This window comes from Streptomyces sp. NPDC056361 (assembly GCF_042262805.1).
Lineage (GTDB): Bacteria > Actinomycetota > Actinomycetes > Streptomycetales > Streptomycetaceae > Streptomyces.
On the sequence record NZ_JBHJQI010000077.1, the window covers coordinates 1 to 15,730 of the forward strand.

The following is a 15,730-nucleotide window of genomic DNA, read 5'->3' on the forward strand; positions in this document are numbered from 1 at the left end:
GGACGGAGGGGCAGCGGCCCGTCGGCACGCGGGGCGTACGGCTCCGGTGTCAGGCCGCCGTCTCGGGGCCCGCGAGCTGCTCGGCGAGCTCGCGCTCGCTGTCCTCGGAGAGGGAGGTCTTGAGGACGGTGCCGCCGAAGGGTTCCATGGCCGCGGTGAACCGGGCTTCGGTGATCTTGGAGGCCATGATCACGACGGCGGCGGAGCCGGGCTCCAGGAGGTCGCTGACCTTCTTGCGGAAGCCCTTGTCGACGCCCATCTGGTTGAGCTTGCCGATGAGGCCGCCGATGGCCGCGCCCACGACGCCCATGGCCGGGGTGAGGATGAGCATCCCGAAGACCATGCCCCAGAGGGCGCCGGCCGTCGCCGACAGGGCGATCTCCTCGGACTTCGCGGGGGTGTCCACATGGGTCTCGCCGTCCTCGTCGACCTTGACGACGGCGAGGCCGGCGAGGGTGACGACGTGGTCGTCACGGAGCTTCTGGACCGTCTTGAAGGCCTTGGTCGCGACGGCGTGGTCGTCGTAGCCGATGACGATGAGTTCGGACATGCGGGTGGTCCCCTCTCGGTTCTCAGTACCTCTGGGCTTTGGTGAGCCTCGGCGTCAGCACCGGTTCGGCCGGCGCGCGGCTGATGACCAGGGGCTGGGCGCGGTCGCCGGGCGGGAGGTCCTCCGCTCCGGTGAACTGGGTCTCGACGACCTTGCCGGAGGGGTCGAGGAAGTCGACCTGGACGGCGTAGGAGGCCTGTGCGTTCGTCTTGTTGGTGATGGTGACGACGACGGCGAGCAGGCCGCCGGTGTCGGCGCGGGGCTTGCCGGTCATCGCGACCTCGCCGAGGGCGTTGCCCCTGCCTTCGACGCCCTTCAGGGCGTTCTCGGCGGCTTGGCGGGAGCGTTCGACCTCGGCGCCGATCGACGCCTTGCGCTCGGCCTCCCGCGCGGAGGCCGAGGCGGCGGCGGAGGCCGCGGAGGCCTGGGCGGACGCGATGCGCGACTCCGCCGCCGAGGCCACGTTGGAAGGGGGCTCGCCGGAGAACGAACCGGTGTCCGGCGGCGAGGGGCGGTCGCTGAACGACGGGGTGGAGGTGCTGTCGTCGCCGCCGCCGTCGCAGGCCGCGAGGGTGACCGCGCCGAGCGTGGTAAGGACGACGGCCAGGGCGGCGCCGGCCGCCCTGGCCCGGGCCGTCCCACCCCGGGCGGACCCGCCCCGGGCGGACCCGCCCCGGGCGGACCCGCTCCGGATCGTCCTGGCCCTGATCGGTCGTCGCCCGTGGGGTTCCGAGCCGTGCACGTCGGTGTCCTCCTGTGCCGTGTGGGGATCGAGATCGGTCATGGTCGGCGGCGCGTTCAGTAGCGCAGCACGGCGGCGATGCGGGCCGAGTCCGTGAGGGCGTCGTCCGGCACGAACCGCACCTCTGCGCCCGTCTCCAGGGCCTGTTCGACGATGTCGTCCACGATGTCCTCGCGGGAGTCGAGGTCGGAGCTCTTCGCGGGTTCGAGGTGGTCGCCGTAGTCGCGCACGGTGGTGCGGAAGTGCTCCTCGACGGCGAGCAGCCGGATCCGGCCGTCCCGCACGGCCCGGTGGACCTCGTCGAGGCCGCCGGCGTACTCGTGCCGGCCGCGCGCCGCGTCCAGCTCGGCCAGGACGGTGGTGGTCAGGGCCTCCCGCTGCGCGGCGAGGAGCGGGGCGAGCGCCGTGCGCACGGCTTCCCCCGGTCCGGCGGCGAGGCCGCCGTGGGGGACGGAGGTCGTGCCCTGCGGCAGGGAGCCGGTCTCCTCCAGGAGGGCGACCGCCGGCGCCTCGCCGATCACGTACAGCAGGCGCGGCGCGGCGGCGAGGACGGTCCGCAGCGCCTCGTGCGCCTCGCGGAAGAAGGACCGCGCGTCCTCGTCGCGGAAGGTGCTCGGCAGGTCGCCGACGCGTTCCTTGCGCTCCGCGTCCGGGTCGGCGAGGCTCCGCGTCAGCGGGAAGCCGTCCTCCGTGTGCTCTTCGGCCCGCTCCGGCCCGCCGCTCCACAGCGAGATCCGGTCCGCGGCCAGGGCCAGCGCCCAGTACGGCCGTTCGGCGGCCTCGGCGGCGACGAGGTTGCGGGTGAGGAAGGTGTCGGCGAGGACGACGCGCTCGGGGACGCTCCGGGCGAGCGACCACACGTGGTGCTCGCCGGGGGCCACGTGGATGACGAGGCCTTCCTCGGCGTGGGCGAGGTCCACGTCGGCGGCGGCCCGCTCCAGCTCGCTCAGCACGTCCGCGCGCCGCTCCCGGGTGACGGCGGGGTCCTCCTGGAGTGCCTTCTCCGCCCGGGCCAGGAGGTTGCGCAGCCGTACGGGGTCCTGGGTGTTGTCCGGCTCACGGCGGTGGGTCGGCATCACGAGCGACAGGGCGGGGTAGGGCCGGGGACGCCGGAGGTCGGCGAGCACGTCGGTGCTGAGCGCGGGGTGCATGGGGAGACCTTTCGCGTGAGGGGCGGCGGGGGCCGGTGGTCGGGCCTGTGCCGTGGGGGGTGTGGGGGGCATGGGGGGTGTGTGGGGGCCGTAGTCAGCTGTGGGGGCCGTGGGGGGCGGGGCTACCGGGGTCCGGGGCCAGCGTCGGGTCCGAGGCCAGGGCCAGGGCCGGGTTGGGGGCCAGGGCCAGGGCCGGGTTGGGGGCCAGGACCGGGCCCTGGGCCCAGCCCGGTGAGTTGCTCGGCCAGGTCCTTCTCGTCCTGGTCGCTGAGCGAGGTCTTCAGGACCGTGCCGCCGTGCTGCTGCATGGCCGCGGTGAACTTGTCCTCGGTGAGCTTCGACGCCATGAGGACCACGGCCGCGGAGCCCGGCTTGAGCAGGTCGCCGACCTGCTCGCGGAACCGGTCGTCGACTCCGGACTTGCTGAGCCGGCCGACCAGACCACCGAGGGCGGCGCCGGTGAGGAGCCCGACGGCGGGCAGCAGGAAGAGGATTCCGAAGATCGCTCCCCACAGGGCTCCGGTGGCGGCGGTGACGCCGACGACGCGGCTGGACGTGTCGACGTGGGTGCGGCCCTCGGTGTCGACGGAGACGACCGCGAGTCCGTTCAGGCGCACGACCTGGTCGCGCTGGAGCTCCTGCACCGTGCCGAAGGCCTGCTCGGCCCGGTCGAGGTCGTCGTAACCGATGACGATGAGCTCGGACATCCCTGTCCACCTCCCGGGGTGCCGCGGGGGCACCAAGGTCCACGATTCGCCATCTTTATCCGGAATGTCCGCATCCGCGACTCGGTGGACCCGCCAGGACCCGTCAGGACCCGCCAGGACCCGGCCTGACCGTCCGGCGCCCTGCCCCTGCGGGCAGACGGCGCCGCTTTCCGGACAGGCCCTAGCATCGGAACGTGATCACGTACGGCCGGGGGGAACGGCGATGACGACAGGTGCGGCGGTCCCGCTGCCGTTCGTGGACGAGCACACCGTGACGGTGGAGGCCGGGGCCGAGGAGTTGTGGGACCGGCTCCTCGTCCGCCTGGACCGCTCGCTGTCCGGTGCGGGCGGGGCACGTTACGTCCGGCTGGTGGGCGGTGATCCGCGGGAGGCGGCCGGGCCGCGGCCGCTCGCGGAGGGATCGGCGTACCCCGGCTTCCGGGTGGTCGCCGCCGTCCCGGGGCGGGAGCTGGCGCTCGCGGGCTCGCACCGGTTCTCCACGTACAGCCTGGTCTTCCGGCTGGAGCCCCTGGGGGACGGCCGCACGCGGCTGGCCGCCGAGAGCCGGGCGGCGTTCCCCGGGGTGGCGGGGCGGGTCTACCGGCTCCTCGTCATCGGCAGCGGCGGCCACGCCTTCGGCATGCGTCGGATGCTCGCCGGCTACCGCGAGCCGTGACGGACCCGCACGGGAGGCAGCCGCGCGGCGCCGCGGCTCAGCGGAGCTCCTCCGGGCAGGCCGTGCCGCGGGAGAGCTTGTAGGGGGCGGCGAGGCGGTAGACGCCCGCCTTGGGGGCGATGAGGGTGGTCCATTCGTCGCCCTCGACGTCCGCCTCGGTCTTGAAGAGGCAGCCCTGCTCGTTGGCGAACACCTTCGGGAGCTCGGTCTCGGACTCCTCGCGGGCCAGCTTGGAGGCCTCGGTCTCCTGGGGCGCCTCGATCTTGCCGCCCTGGTCGTCGACGAGGGCGAGCCAGGGCGAGTACGGGACGCGGATGAGGACGCGGCCGGGGCTGCCGACCCGGATGACGACCTCGTTCTCCTCCGCGCTGACGACCTGCGCGGGCGGGTCCGCGAGCGGCGTGGGGTCATCGACCTCGTAGAGGCGCCAGTTCTCGTCGGACCAGACCTGCTTCAGGTACGGCAGGCCGCCCTCGACCAGCTCCGCCTCGCGCTCGGCGCCCGAGTCGGGGGCGCCGGTGGGCAGGACGACGTAGTGGACGGCCCAGCGGTCGAGCCAGTCCTGGTAGTTCACGGCGTTGAGGGTGTCGTCGTAGAAGAGCGGGTTGCGCTCCATGTCGGCCTGCCGGTTCCAGCCCCGCGCCAGGTTGATGTACGGGCTGAGGGCGGAGGACTCGCGGTGGCTGGAGGCCGGCACGACCTCGACCCGCGCCTTGCGGGCGTCCCGCACCTGGAGCTGGTTGACCAGCGGGGCGAGCTCGCGCGCCCAGGAGGCGTCCGGGGCGGTGCGGATGACGTCGTCGACGCCCTTGAAGCCGATCCAGAAGTTCAGCCCGGCGAAGGCGAGCAGCAGGGCGTACCAGCGGCGCGAGCGCGGCGCGGTGTACGGCAGGGCGGCGAGCAGCACGACGCCGGCGAAGAGCATCGGCAGCCGCGAGATGTTCGAGCCGATCTGCGAGTCGATCAGCCAGGTGAGCAGCGTGCCGACCGTGTACACGGCGGCGGCCGTGCGGACCGTGCGCCAGTCCGCCGGGACGAGGAGGAAGACGAGCACCCCGAAGAGCAGGGGCAGCGCGGTCGAGCCGAAGGCCATCGGCTGCGTGCCGGAGAAGGGGAAGAGCCACGAGGACAGCGCGACGACGGCCACCGGGGCCAGACCGAGCGCGTACGCGCCGGGGCGCCGCTTGTTGAGGAACAGCGCCGCCGCCGCGATCCCGAGGAACAGTCCGGCGACCGGGCTGCACGCGGTCGCGAGGCCGGCGAGCGGCGCGGCGACCGCGGCCTTCGCCCAGCGTTTGCGGCGCCAGCGGTGCGGCCAGCAGAAGACGGCGGCGACCGCGCCGAGCGCGAACATCATGCCGAGGCCGAAGGTGACCCGGCCCGACAGGGCGTTGCAGAGGAAGGCGAACACGGCCGCCACCGAGCAGGCCAGCGGATTGCGGACCGCCGGCACCCGGACCAGGATCAGCGCCGTCAGCGCGGCCGACAGCGTGCCGGCCACCATCATCGTGCTGCGGACGCCGAGCAACGACATCAGATACGGCGAGACGACGCTGTACGAGACGGGGTGCATCCCGCCGTACCAGGCCAGGTTGTACGCGGAGTCCGGGTGCCGTCCGACGAACTCGGCCCACGCGTCCTGCGCGGCCAGGTCCCCGCCGCTGTTCGCGAAGAAGAAGAACCACAGGATGTGGGTGACGGCGGCGAGCCCGGCGGCCGCCATGACCGTGTAGCGCCGCTTGCGCCGCGGGGCGGCGGCGAGCTGCGGCGTCGAGGGGGGTGCGGGGGCCGGCCGCTGAGTCGGAAGCACTATTCGCGCGAGCGAAGAGCGCCCGGTATCGGTACCGGATTCGCCGTCGGCGTCACCGGTGTCGCGGGCTTCGCGTGGGTCACGCGTCTCACCGTAGACGTCGGGGGCGGAGTCCGCGCGGTCGGCGCGTGTCGGCTCGGCGGTGGTCACTGCGGCCCTTTCCCGTGCTTCCCGTCTCGCTTCTCGCGTGGATCACGCGCGCTGCTTCTCGTCCCCCCGGAACGCTAACAGCAGGGCGCCCCGGGAATCCGGGGCGCCCGCCGATCGAACGATCCTCAGCCGGACCGGTCAGCCCAGACGCTTGAGCTTCTTGTCGAAGCCCGGCTCCAGGAGGTCGGCCTGCAGGGCGACCGGGGAGCTGACCTTGCCGGCGCCGGTGCCGATGGACACCGTGCCGATGATGTCGCCCGCCTTGCCGGCGTGCGGGACGGCCTTGCCGCCGTCGGTGAGCTCCAGCTTCACTTCGAGGCCCGGCCAGCCGATGGCCTTGAGCTCCTTGGTGGCCACGACCGGGGTCCGGCCGCCGAGGCCGTCGTCGATGTAGCCGAGGACCTGGCCCTTCTCGACCACGGCGGCGGAGGTGACGAGCTTCTGCGCCCGCTTGATCACCTTGAGGCTGTAGTCGATGGCGAGCTGCAGCTTGTCGTTGAGGATCTTGGCGTCCTTCGCCCCCATGACGATGCCGAGGATGCGGCGGTTCTGGCCGTCGACGACGGTGTTCGCCGACCAGAGCAGGTTGCCGCCCGCCGGGGTGGAGGAGCCGGTCTTGATGCCGCTCACACCGTCTTCGAGCAGGATGTTGTTGTTGTTCTCGATCCGGCCGGGGATGCCGTCGACCGTCATGCTCGGCATGTTCACGATCTCGCGGAACACGTCGTACTGCATGACCGCCTTCGCCAGCCGCAGCTGGTCCTGCGGGGTCGACATGGTGGTGTCGAGCAGACCGGACGGGTCCGTGTACACGGTCTGGGTCATGCCCAGGTCCTTGGCGGCGGCGTTCATCTTCTCGACGAACGCGGCCTCCGAACCGGCGTCCCAGCGGGCGAGCAGCCGCGCCACGTTGTTCGCGGAGGGGACCATCAGGAGCTCGAGCAGCTCCTTCTGCGTGTAGGTCTGCCCCTCCTTGACCGCCGCCGTCGACTCGTGTTGCGCACCGGCCTGCTCGGCGGCCTTCCTGTCGATGGTGATCCGCGGCCCGGTCGCCGTCCCCTTGATCGGGTGGTCACGGAGGATCACGTACGCCGTCATCGTCTTCGTGACGCTCGCGATCGGGGCCGGCTTCTGCGGCCCGTACAGGCCCATGTAACCGACGCCCTCGACCTCGACGGCGCCCTGGCCCTCGTTCGGCCACGCCATGTCCAGCGCGCCGCCCTCGAACGTGAACGTCGGCGCGGCCGTCAGGGTCAGCACCGGCGCAGGCAGCGGTCGCACCATCTGTACGATCGCAAAGACGATCAGCAGGAGCAGGACCAGCGGAGTCCAGATCCTGACCCGCCGCATCGTCGTCCGCACGGCCGTCGGCGCCGGCGGCGGCGTGTTCGTCAGCTCCGCGAGCAGGTCGAGCGGCGGCAGCGGCGGCAGCGGCTGCTGCCGCGTCCGCTCCGGCTCGGCGAGCGCGGCGGGCGGTACGGCCGCGGCCTGCTGCGAGGGCTCGGCGGCCTTGGCGGGCGCGGGTGCCGGGGCCGGTGCGGCGGCCTTGGCGGGCGCGGGCGCCTGCGCGGCGGCCTTGGCGGCCGGTGCGGCGGGGGCCTCCGCGGCCTCCCGCGCCGCCCGTGCCTCCTCGGCCTTCCGCTCGGCGGGGATGTCCGCGCGCAGCGGCAGGAACGTGCTGGTGCGCTCGCTGTCGGAGTCGCCCGCCAGGCCCGGCGGAAGCTTCAGCGCGGTCGTCGGCTGATCGACGGCGGGTCCGGCCGGCGGCCGGACCATCTTGAACATGGCCGTCGGCTGGTCGACGGGCTTGTCGTCGACGTCCGGCTCGTCGTCGACGTCCGGCTCGTCCGCCGCGGCCTCCGCCGCCGGCTTCTCGGCCGCCGCCGGCTTCTCCGCCGCCTTCTCGGCCGCCGCCGTCTTCCGCGCGGCGAACCACGACGCGGCGGAGGCCCCGCCCTCGACGGGAGCCTTCTCCTCGACCGGCGCCTCGTCCTCGACCGGCGCCTTGGCTTCGGCGGGAGCCTCGTCCTCGACCGGCTCCTCGTCGCCCTCGTCGTCCGCCTCGGGCTCGTCCGCGGGCTCGCCGTCCGGCTCGTCGCCCTCAGAGCCGTCACCCTCGGCCTCGGACGCGTCCGCAGAGCCCTCAGGGGCCTCGGAGGCCTCGGATGCCCCAGCAGCCTCAGGAGCGGCCTCAGCCCCACCGTCAGCCTCGGCCTCGCCGTCGGACTTCTCCGCCGTGGCCATCCACGCCGCCACAGCGGCCTTCAGGCGCGCGCTCTCCGGCTCGGCCTCGCCGTCGGGGGCCTCCACGGCCGCCGGCGCGGCGTCCGCGGCCTCGGGCGCGTCGGAAACCGCCTCGGGCGCATCGCCCGCGGCGTCCTCGTCGCCCTCGTCACCCGCGTCGCCCGGCGCGTCCGTCGCCGGCTTCGGCGCGTCGTCCTCAGGGGTGCGCGGTGCGAGGGTCTTGAAGACGGCGGTCGGCTGGTCGACCTGGACCCGTGAGGCGGGCGCGGACGACGGGGGCTCTGACTCGCGGAGTACGGCGAGCCTGGGATCCCGGTTGCCGCCGCCCGAGGCCGCCGTCTCCTGAGACGACCCCTGCTGCTCCGCCTTGTCGGGGGACTCGCCCGCCACCGTGCCTCCTCCATGCGTCATGCGTACGTCCGAACCGTGTACCAGTGTCCTGTGTGAACCCCTTGGCTCCCGTGCTAGACGAGAACGACATACCTACTGGTTCCCGGATTAACCACCCAGGCACTCTCGACAGATGAATGTGAGAGGGGTCACCCTGTCATTCATCCACGCGGGGAGGCATGGATGGGCAGGAGCCGCAGAACCATTCCGGAAGAGCTTCTGCTGCTCGCTCTGGACCCGACCACGGGTACCACAGCGCAGCCGCAGTCGCTCGACCTCGGTCTGGCCGGTGCACAGCTAGTGGAGCTGGCGCTGGCAGGCCGGATAGCCCCTGACGGGGATCGTATCGCCGTGGTGATGCCACGGCCGACCGGAGATCCGACCTTGGACTCCGCACTGGAGCTGTTGCGCAGGCGCGGCAGCCCGGTTCGGGCCGTCCACTGGATCGGCGGACCCCGACTGGGGCTCCGTCAGACGTATCTCTCGCATCTGGAGCGATGCGGCATGGTGCATGCCGTGGAGACCCAGATGTGCGGGGTGTTGCCGACGACTCGCTACCAGGCGACGGACACGGCGATCAGTCGGGAGATCCGTTCCCGGCTGGACAGTGCGATCCGCACCGGCGTACCGCCGGACCCGCGGACCGCGGCGCTTGCCGCGCTGGCCCACGCGGTCGGTCTCGGGAAGCACCTCTACCCCGGCAACGAAGGACGGTCGTCGCGGTCCCGGCTGCGCGACCTGATCCGGCACGACCCGATGGGCGGTCTCGTCGCGCACGCCGTGATGGACGTCCAGAACGGTGCCGCGGCGCAACCGCGCCGCGCGCCGGCCGCGGGTGTTCCGGCACAACCGCGCGGCAGCATGGCCCGCGCGGCGGTGCACTGAACCACCGCACGACGGGGCACCGCGCGACGGGGCCCTGAGCACCACGTACCCACCCGGGAGCCGCACAGCTGTGCGGGGCGGTCTGGACGGCCGCCCCGCACATGTGCGTTGTCGTCGTTTCCCAGCGCACACCTGGTCATTGGTGGCAGTCTGCCAAGCGGAAGGTACTCACAGCTACGCAGCAGACCAGCCGGAGGTGCAGTTTCCGTGGCGTCCAGTGTCAACCCCACCGTCAGGCGACGCCGATTGGGCCAGGAGCTGCGCAAGCTCCGCGAGGCGAAGAACATGACGGCCGAACAGGTCGCCGAGCGCCTCCTCGTCTCCCAGTCCAAGATCAGCCGGCTGGAGAACGGCCGCCGCTCCATCAGCCAGCGCGACGTCCGCGACCTGTGCGGGGTCTACGAGGTCGAGGACGAGCGCATGGTCGACTCCCTCATGCAGATGGCCAAGGACTCCCGCCAGCAGGGCTGGTGGCACGCCTTCGGCGACATCCCGTACAGCGTCTACATCGGCCTGGAGACGGATGCCGAGAGCCTGCGGATGTACGAGTCGCAGATCATCCCCGGACTGCTGCAGACGCCCGCGTACGCGGAGGCCGTGATCTCCGGCGCGATGCCGGAGTCGACGCCGGCGGACATCGAGAAGCGGGTCACGGTCCGCACCCGCCGCCAGGACCGGATCCGGGACGAGGAGCGTCCGCTGCGGCTGTGGGCGGTGATCGACGAGGGCGCGCTGCACCGGATCGTCGGGTCCCGGCAGTTGATGGTGCAGCAGCTGGAGCACCTGGTCGAGCAGTCGCACCTGCCGCACGTCACGGTGCAGGTGATCCCGTTCGAGATGGGCGCGCATCCGGGGATCAGCGGGCAGTACTCGATCCTGGAGTTCCCCGACACCTCCGACTCCAGCGTCGTGTACATCGAGGGCGTGACGAGCGACCTGTACCTGGAGAAGGCGCAGGACGTCGGCAAGTACAGCGTCATGTACGAGCACCTCAGGGCGCAGGCGCTGAACGTGGACCAGACCCGCGAATTCATCGCGAAGATGGCCAAGAAGCACGCCCAGGGCTGACCCGGCCCGGCCGGGGCGGGCACGGTACACCGCGTGATCGCTCCCACGGAAGTCCAGTTGGAATATGCCACCCGGTCGTGTGAACGCCGGTCCCGCCCGACGGGGCCGGCGAGTAGCGTCGATCACGCCGGCAAGAACGCTGGCGCGACATACTCACTGGCAGAAACCGGAGTTGAGCACAATGGCGATCATTCAGGGTGCGACCGACACGTGGACCAAGTCCTCCTACTCGGGTGGTAACGGAGCCTGCGTCGAAGTGAAGTCCCCGGTCGTGGCATCGATCGCGGTGCGCGACTCGAAGGCCCCCGAGGGCCCGTCCATCAACTTCGGCCCGGGATCGTGGAACGCCTTCGTCGGCGAGGTGAGCGCCGGGGCACTCTGAGCCCGGTGCACGCACGCCGTCACCAGCAGTACGCGAAGAGCCCTCTCGTCCGGTCCGCCGTCCTGGCCGAGGGGGCTCGGTCTTTGCCCGGAAGCGCCACCGAGCCCCGGAAGGGCCGCCCCGCCCGTGAAGGGCCGCCCCGCCCGTGAAGGCCACCGGGCCCCGGAGCGCCACCGAGCCCCGTGAGCGCGTCAGCGCAGTTCGTCCACGTAGCGGTCCGTGCCGGGGATCGTCGGGATGAAGGGGGCGAGGAGTTCGGTGCGGGCGTGGGGGGTGGCGAGGGTGTCGAGGTCGGCGAAGTGGTCCGCCCAGGTGGTTCTCGGGTCGGTTTCGAGGAACCAGAGGAGCGTGAGGCGGGTGTCGACGCCTTCGACCTGCTTGACGTAGGTCATGCGGTCGCCGGGGAGGGGCGTGGGGCGGAAGACGGTGACCATGGCGGCGGGGGACCCGGCGAGGCGGCGGGGGAGGTCGCGGGTGCGGAGGCGGTCGAGGACGTCGGAGCGCGCTTCGGGGCCGTCGGTGTCGAGGACCTGGAGGACGAGGCCGGCGTAGGGGTGGTCGAGGGCGTGGAAGTCGCGGGGGCCGGCGGCGCCGTCGCGGTAGACGGTGGCGGCGTGGTCCTGGAAGGCCGTGAAGACGTGGGTACGGCCCTGGTGGACGCGGCCGTCGCGGTTGAGGCGCTTGTTGATGCCGACGGTCCACTTCATGTGGTCGTCGTAGCGGCCGGCGGTGATCCAGTAGGTGGAGAGGTAGCAGCCGGCGGTGACGGGCTGGGCGACGGCGGACTTCTCCGGGCGGCGCAGCTCCTGGAGGTCGCGGGTGGCGACCCAGCGGCGGCCGGCGTACATCCAGGGCATGGCCATGGCGCCGGCGTAGTAGTGGTCGTCCTCGTACCAGCGGTTGTACGCGTACTCCTGGCCCGGATGCGGTTCGACCATGGTGATGAGCGCGTGGCCGGGCCGCACGCCGTACGGCCCGACGGCCGCCAGTTCCGCGTACGTCTCGCTGCGGGTCTCCTCGCTCACTCTCGTATCCCTTCCCAAGTCGGTGACGGAGACCTACTCTGACGGACCGTCAGATACTTGGCCAGGGTCGAGGAGGGTCCGGATGCTGCTCCAGGGGAAGACGGTCGTCGTGTCGGGGGTCGGCGCGGGGCTCGGCCACCGGATCGCCGAGACGGTGGTGCGGGACGGGGGGAACGCGGTGCTCGGCGCGCGGACCGAGGCCAACCTGGCGAAGTCCGCCGCCGACATCGACCCGGAGGGCCGCCGCACGGCGTACCGGGCCGCGGACATCACCGACGAGGAGCAGTGCGGGGCGCTGGCCGCGCTGGCCGTCGAGCGGTTCGGGGGGATCGACGCGGTCGTGCACGTCGCCGCCTGGGACTCCTACTTCGGGGGCCTGGAGGACGCGGACTTCGCGACCTGGCAGGGGGTCATCGACGTCAACCTGCTCGGCACGCTGCGGATGACCCGGGCCTGCCTGCCGGCGCTGAAGGCGGGCGGGGGCTCGGTGGTCCTGATCGGGACGCAGTCGGCGGTGGCCGCGCCCACCCAGGTGCGACAGGCGGCCTACGCGGCCTCGAAGGGGGCGCTGACCTCGGCGATGTACTCGCTGGCGCACGAGCTGGGGCCGCACCGGATCCGGGTCAACACCGTGCTGCCGGGGTGGATGTGGGGCCCGCCGGTGCAGGCGTACGTCCGGTTCACCGCGCACACCGAGGGCGTGCCGGAGGCCGACGTCCTGGCCCGGCTCACCGAGCGGATGGCGCTGCCGGAGCTCGCGACGGACGGCGACGTGGCCGAGGCGGCGGCGTTCCTCGCCTCGGACCGGGCGCGGGCGATCACGGGCCAGTCGCTGCTGGTCAACGCGGGCGAGCTGATGCGCTGACGCCTCCCCCGACCACGCGCACGCATTCAAGAGGATGTTCAAGGACGTGAACAAGGGTCAGTAAACAGAACGATTTTACTGTCCCTTGACCCTCCGTTGCATTGTCGCGCCCTCACAACTCCCCACACGATGAACCGCGTTCAGAAGACTGACCGGATCTCATGGAGGGGCGCAATGAACAGTCTCGACTGGGTCGTGCTCATCGGGTACTTCGGCGTGATGGTCGCGATCGGGATCTGGTCCCACAAGCGCGTGGACACGGTCTCCGACTTCTTCACCGCCGGCGGCCGGATGCCCTGGTGGCTCTCCGGCATCTCGCACCACATGTCGGGCTACAGCGCCGTGATGTTCACCGGATACGCGGGCATCGCCTACACCTACGGCGTCACCTCCTACGTGACCTGGTCCTTCCCCATCGCCATCGGCATCGCGATCGGCGCCCACCTCTTCGCGCCCCGGCTCAACCGGCTGCGCTCCCGCCTCCGCGTCGCCTCCCCCCTCGAATACCTCAAGGACCGCTACAACCTCCCCACCCAGCAGGCCCTCGCCTGGTCCGGCGTCCTCCTGAAGATCGTCGACGTCGGCGCCAAATGGGCCGCCATCGCCACCCTGCTCTCCGTCTTCACCGGCATCTCCCTCAACCAGGGCATCCTCATCACCGGCGTCGTCACCGGCGTCTACTGCACCGTCGGCGGACTCTGGGCCGACGCCCTCACCGAACTCGGCCAGTTCGTCATCCAACTCCTCGCCGGCATCGCGATGCTCGTCGCCGTCCTCGGCAAGCTCGGCGGGATCAACGCCCTGTGGACCGTGTGGGACCGGCCCGAACTCCAGGGCCACACCGCGCCGACGGCCGGCCCGTACACGCTGACCTTCCTCCTCGCGTACCTCTTCATCAAGACCTTCGAGTACAGCGGCGGCATGTGGAACCAGGCCCAGCGCTACATGGCCACCCCGTCCGCCCGCGAAGCCACCCGCTCCGGCCGGCTCTCCGCCGCCCTCTGGTTCGTCTGGCCGCTCGTCCTCTTCTTCCCCATGTGGTGCGCGCCGCTGCTCGTCGACCCGAAGAAGCCCGACGGCTCCGACGCGTACGCCCTCATGACCGAACAACTCCTGCCGCACGGCCTCCTCGGCCTCGTCGTCGTCGGCTTCTTCTCCCACACCATGGCCATGTGCTCCTCCGACGCCAACGCCATCGCGGCCGTCTTCACCCGCGACATCGCCCCCGTCCTCAGCAAGGCCGCGCGGAGCTGGACCCAGCGGGCCGGACTGCTCGCCGCGCGCTGGTCGACGATCGCCTTCCTCGGCCTGTCCATGGCCGTCGCCACCCAGGTCAACTCCCCCACCTTCAAGGACATCATCACCGTCGTCATCAAGTGGGTGGCCGGCCTCATGGGCCCCATCGCCATCCCCTTCATGCTCGGCCTGCTCCGCACCTTCCGGAAGTCCGGCCCCACCGCCGCCCTCGTCTCCTGGGCCGCCGGCCTCTTCGTCTTCTGGCTCACCAACTACGGCCTCGACGGCGTCGAACTCCAGATCCAGATCGTCTCCCCCCTCGCCACCTCCCTCGTCCTCTACGTCCTCATCGGCCACGCCAAGCCGGAGGACACCCCCGAGCGGGACGCACTGCTCGACCGCATCGGCTCGGACGGCGGGACAGCGGTCGCCCTCCCCATCCAGGGACGCGACGAAGAGGCCGACCGGCCCCGCACCGACCGGCCACTGGCGTAGCGAAACGACCACGGGACGACGCGCGACGGCTGCTTCAGGCCCTCGGCGACCGGCGGGCCAGGACCGCGGCCGCGACGGGCTTCGTCAGGCCCTCGGGTAGCGGGCCAGCCAACCCGGCGAGGACTCCGTCGGCCCGTGCAGGGCGGCGCCCTGCGTCATCTCCATCGAGAAGTCGTCCGCGAGGGCGAGGACGGTCGCACGGCCCTCCAGTTCGGCCAGCCAGGCCGGCGGGAGGGCCGTCTCGCCGTGCAGGGCGCCCAGCAGCGCGCCCGTGAGCGCGCCGGTCACCGCCGACGGACCGTCGTGGCCCACCGCGAGCCGCAGCCCGTGCCGTACGTCCTCGCCGACGAGCGCGCAGTAGACGGCCGCCGCCAACTGCCCCTCCGCCCCGTCCCCGCCGGCCCCGAGCGCCGCCACCCGCTTCGCGTCCGGCGCCCCCTCCCGTACGGCTCCGACCGCCCGGCCCAACGCCTCGGTCACCGGCTCGTGCCCCGGGCGCGCCGCCACCAGCTCCACGGCCCGGCCCACCGCCGCCTCCAAGGACGCGCCCCGCGCCAGCCCATGGACCGTGACGGCGAACGCGCCCGCCGCCAGCATCGCCGCCGGAGCGCCGTGCGTCTGCGCCGCGCACTCCACCGCCAACTGGCACACCAACTGCGGCTCCCACCCCACCAGCAGCCCGAACGGCGCCGAGCGCACCAGCGCGCCCGCATCGGCCGCATCCGGGTTCTTCGGCCTCTCCACCGTCCCCAGGCGCTCGTCACCGAGACCCGTGAGGCAGGCCCGGGGCGGGTTCCTCCGCGCGTACAACCACTCCTCCCGCGCCAACCACCCGTTGTCCTTGCGGCGCTCGTCCGGCCCCCAGTCGCGCTGGGTGGCCGCCCAGCGCAGATGCGCCCGGTGGACGTCCGTCGGCGGATGCCAGGCCCCCACGTCCCGGCGCACCTGGGCGCGGATCAGGCCGTCCACCGTGAAGAGGCTCATCTGGGTCGCGGCCGTGACGGTGCCGCGGGGGCCGGGGGTGGTCGTGGGGGCGGGGATCGGGGCGACCATCGGTGCGGGGATCGGGGCGGCGTTCGGTGCGGCGTCTGGTGTGGCGATCTGCTCGGCCGCCGCCCTCGCGAGTCCGTCAGGTCCGGGGGTCTCCCCGGTCCCCGCCCCCAGTGCGTCGCCCACCGCCCCGCCCAGCAGACAGCCCCTCACCCGGGAACGGAAGTCCTGCTGCTCTGCACGGCCCCACACGGCTGCGGCTGTCGTCGCCACGCGTGCCCTCCCCCGGTCGGCGGTTCGCTGGCCAAGTTCCTTTGCCGCACTGTAATCGACCGGGTACGCACGATTCCGGGCCGGAACCTTA

The 15,730-nt window shown here is 72.3% G+C and carries 14 protein-coding genes; 6 read left to right on the forward strand and 8 right to left on the reverse strand.

Annotated features, from left to right (window positions below; translation table 11 throughout):
- Positions 1-49 precede the first annotated feature (49 nt).
- From ACFCY7_RS24015 to ACFCY7_RS24030, 4 genes are all read right to left on the reverse strand, one after another.
- Positions 50-550 (reverse strand): DUF1269 domain-containing protein, encoded by a 501-nt coding sequence (locus ACFCY7_RS24015; protein WP_376488096.1) that lies wholly within the window; start codon positions 548-550, stop codon positions 50-52.
- A gap of 22 nt (positions 551-572) precedes the next feature.
- Positions 573-1,334 (reverse strand): hypothetical protein, encoded by a 762-nt coding sequence (locus ACFCY7_RS24020; RefSeq protein ID WP_376488097.1) that lies wholly within the window; start codon positions 1,332-1,334, stop codon positions 573-575.
- Positions 1,335-1,348: 14 nt separating this feature from the next.
- Positions 1,349-2,443 carry a chemotaxis protein gene (locus ACFCY7_RS24025; RefSeq protein WP_376488098.1) on the reverse strand — a complete coding sequence of 365 codons (1,095 nt, stop codon included), beginning with the start codon at positions 2,441-2,443 and terminating at the stop codon, positions 1,349-1,351.
- Between the two features lie 122 nt (positions 2,444-2,565).
- Positions 2,566-3,150: a DUF1269 domain-containing protein gene (locus ACFCY7_RS24030; RefSeq protein WP_376488099.1), complete on the reverse strand. Its 585-nt coding sequence runs from the start codon at positions 3,148-3,150 to the stop codon at positions 2,566-2,568.
- Between the two features lie 223 nt (positions 3,151-3,373).
- On the opposite strand from ACFCY7_RS24030, the gene ACFCY7_RS24035 reads away from it, so the two are divergent.
- Positions 3,374-3,826, forward strand: a complete 453-nt coding sequence (locus ACFCY7_RS24035) for an SRPBCC family protein (protein ID WP_376488100.1) — start codon at positions 3,374-3,376, stop codon at positions 3,824-3,826.
- Positions 3,827-3,863: 37 nt separating this feature from the next.
- On the opposite strand, the gene ACFCY7_RS24040 is transcribed toward ACFCY7_RS24035, so the two are convergent.
- A complete protein-coding gene (locus tag ACFCY7_RS24040) occupies positions 3,864-5,786 on the reverse strand; it encodes an MFS transporter (RefSeq protein ID WP_376488101.1) in 1,923 nt (640 codons plus the stop codon).
- A gap of 138 nt (positions 5,787-5,924) precedes the next feature.
- On the reverse strand, positions 5,925-8,441 hold the full coding sequence (locus ACFCY7_RS24045; protein ID WP_376488102.1) for a serine hydrolase: 2,517 nt from the start codon (positions 8,439-8,441) through the stop codon (positions 5,925-5,927).
- A gap of 162 nt (positions 8,442-8,603) precedes the next feature.
- Between ACFCY7_RS24045 and ACFCY7_RS24050 the strand changes: the two genes are divergently transcribed.
- The 3 genes from ACFCY7_RS24050 to ACFCY7_RS24060 all read left to right on the forward strand — a co-directional run bounded on the left by ACFCY7_RS24050 (position 8,604) and on the right by ACFCY7_RS24060 (position 10,755).
- Complete coding sequence (locus tag ACFCY7_RS24050) at positions 8,604-9,305, forward strand: GPP34 family phosphoprotein (protein ID WP_376488103.1); 702 nt, start codon at positions 8,604-8,606, stop codon at positions 9,303-9,305.
- 207 nt (positions 9,306-9,512) lie between these two features.
- Complete coding sequence (locus tag ACFCY7_RS24055) at positions 9,513-10,373, forward strand: helix-turn-helix domain-containing protein (RefSeq protein WP_376488104.1); 861 nt, start codon at positions 9,513-9,515, stop codon at positions 10,371-10,373.
- A gap of 181 nt (positions 10,374-10,554) precedes the next feature.
- Entirely contained in the window at positions 10,555-10,755 is a 201-nt protein-coding gene (locus ACFCY7_RS24060; protein ID WP_376488105.1) for a DUF397 domain-containing protein, read from the forward strand.
- Between the two features lie 191 nt (positions 10,756-10,946).
- On the opposite strand, the gene ACFCY7_RS24065 is transcribed toward ACFCY7_RS24060, so the two are convergent.
- Positions 10,947-11,780, reverse strand: a complete 834-nt coding sequence (locus tag ACFCY7_RS24065) for a hypothetical protein (protein ID WP_376488106.1) — start codon at positions 11,778-11,780, stop codon at positions 10,947-10,949.
- An 82-nt stretch (positions 11,781-11,862) separates the two neighbouring features.
- Between ACFCY7_RS24065 and ACFCY7_RS24070 the strand changes: the two genes are divergently transcribed.
- Entirely contained in the window at positions 11,863-12,645 is a 783-nt protein-coding gene (locus tag ACFCY7_RS24070; RefSeq protein ID WP_376488107.1) for an SDR family oxidoreductase, read from the forward strand.
- Between the two features lie 174 nt (positions 12,646-12,819).
- Positions 12,820-14,376: a sodium:solute symporter family protein gene (locus ACFCY7_RS24075; RefSeq protein WP_376488108.1), complete on the forward strand. Its 1,557-nt coding sequence runs from the start codon at positions 12,820-12,822 to the stop codon at positions 14,374-14,376.
- Between the two features lie 84 nt (positions 14,377-14,460).
- Here the strand turns inward: ACFCY7_RS24075 and ACFCY7_RS24080 are convergent, their stop codons facing one another.
- Complete coding sequence (locus ACFCY7_RS24080; protein WP_376488109.1) at positions 14,461-15,639, reverse strand: ADP-ribosylglycohydrolase family protein; 1,179 nt, start codon at positions 15,637-15,639, stop codon at positions 14,461-14,463.
- Positions 15,640-15,730 lie beyond the last annotated feature (91 nt).

Coding starts and splice junctions, on each gene's coding strand:
- ACFCY7_RS24070 (WP_376488107.1), top strand. CDS start 11,863: ATGCTGCTCCAGGGGAAGACGGTCGTCGTGTCGGGGGTCGGCGCGGGG.
- ACFCY7_RS24020 (WP_376488097.1), bottom strand. CDS start 1,334: ATGACCGATCTCGATCCCCACACGGCACAGGAGGACACCGACGTGCAC.
- ACFCY7_RS24025 (WP_376488098.1), bottom strand. CDS start 2,443: ATGCACCCCGCGCTCAGCACCGACGTGCTCGCCGACCTCCGGCGTCCC.
- ACFCY7_RS24035 (WP_376488100.1), top strand. CDS start 3,374: ATGACGACAGGTGCGGCGGTCCCGCTGCCGTTCGTGGACGAGCACACC.
- ACFCY7_RS24030 (WP_376488099.1), bottom strand. CDS start 3,150: ATGTCCGAGCTCATCGTCATCGGTTACGACGACCTCGACCGGGCCGAG.
- ACFCY7_RS24060 (WP_376488105.1), top strand. CDS start 10,555: ATGGCGATCATTCAGGGTGCGACCGACACGTGGACCAAGTCCTCCTAC.
- ACFCY7_RS24015 (WP_376488096.1), bottom strand. CDS start 550: ATGTCCGAACTCATCGTCATCGGCTACGACGACCACGCCGTCGCGACC.
- ACFCY7_RS24045 (WP_376488102.1), bottom strand. CDS start 8,441: ATGACGCATGGAGGAGGCACGGTGGCGGGCGAGTCCCCCGACAAGGCG.
- ACFCY7_RS24075 (WP_376488108.1), top strand. CDS start 12,820: ATGAACAGTCTCGACTGGGTCGTGCTCATCGGGTACTTCGGCGTGATG.
- ACFCY7_RS24050 (WP_376488103.1), top strand. CDS start 8,604: ATGGGCAGGAGCCGCAGAACCATTCCGGAAGAGCTTCTGCTGCTCGCT.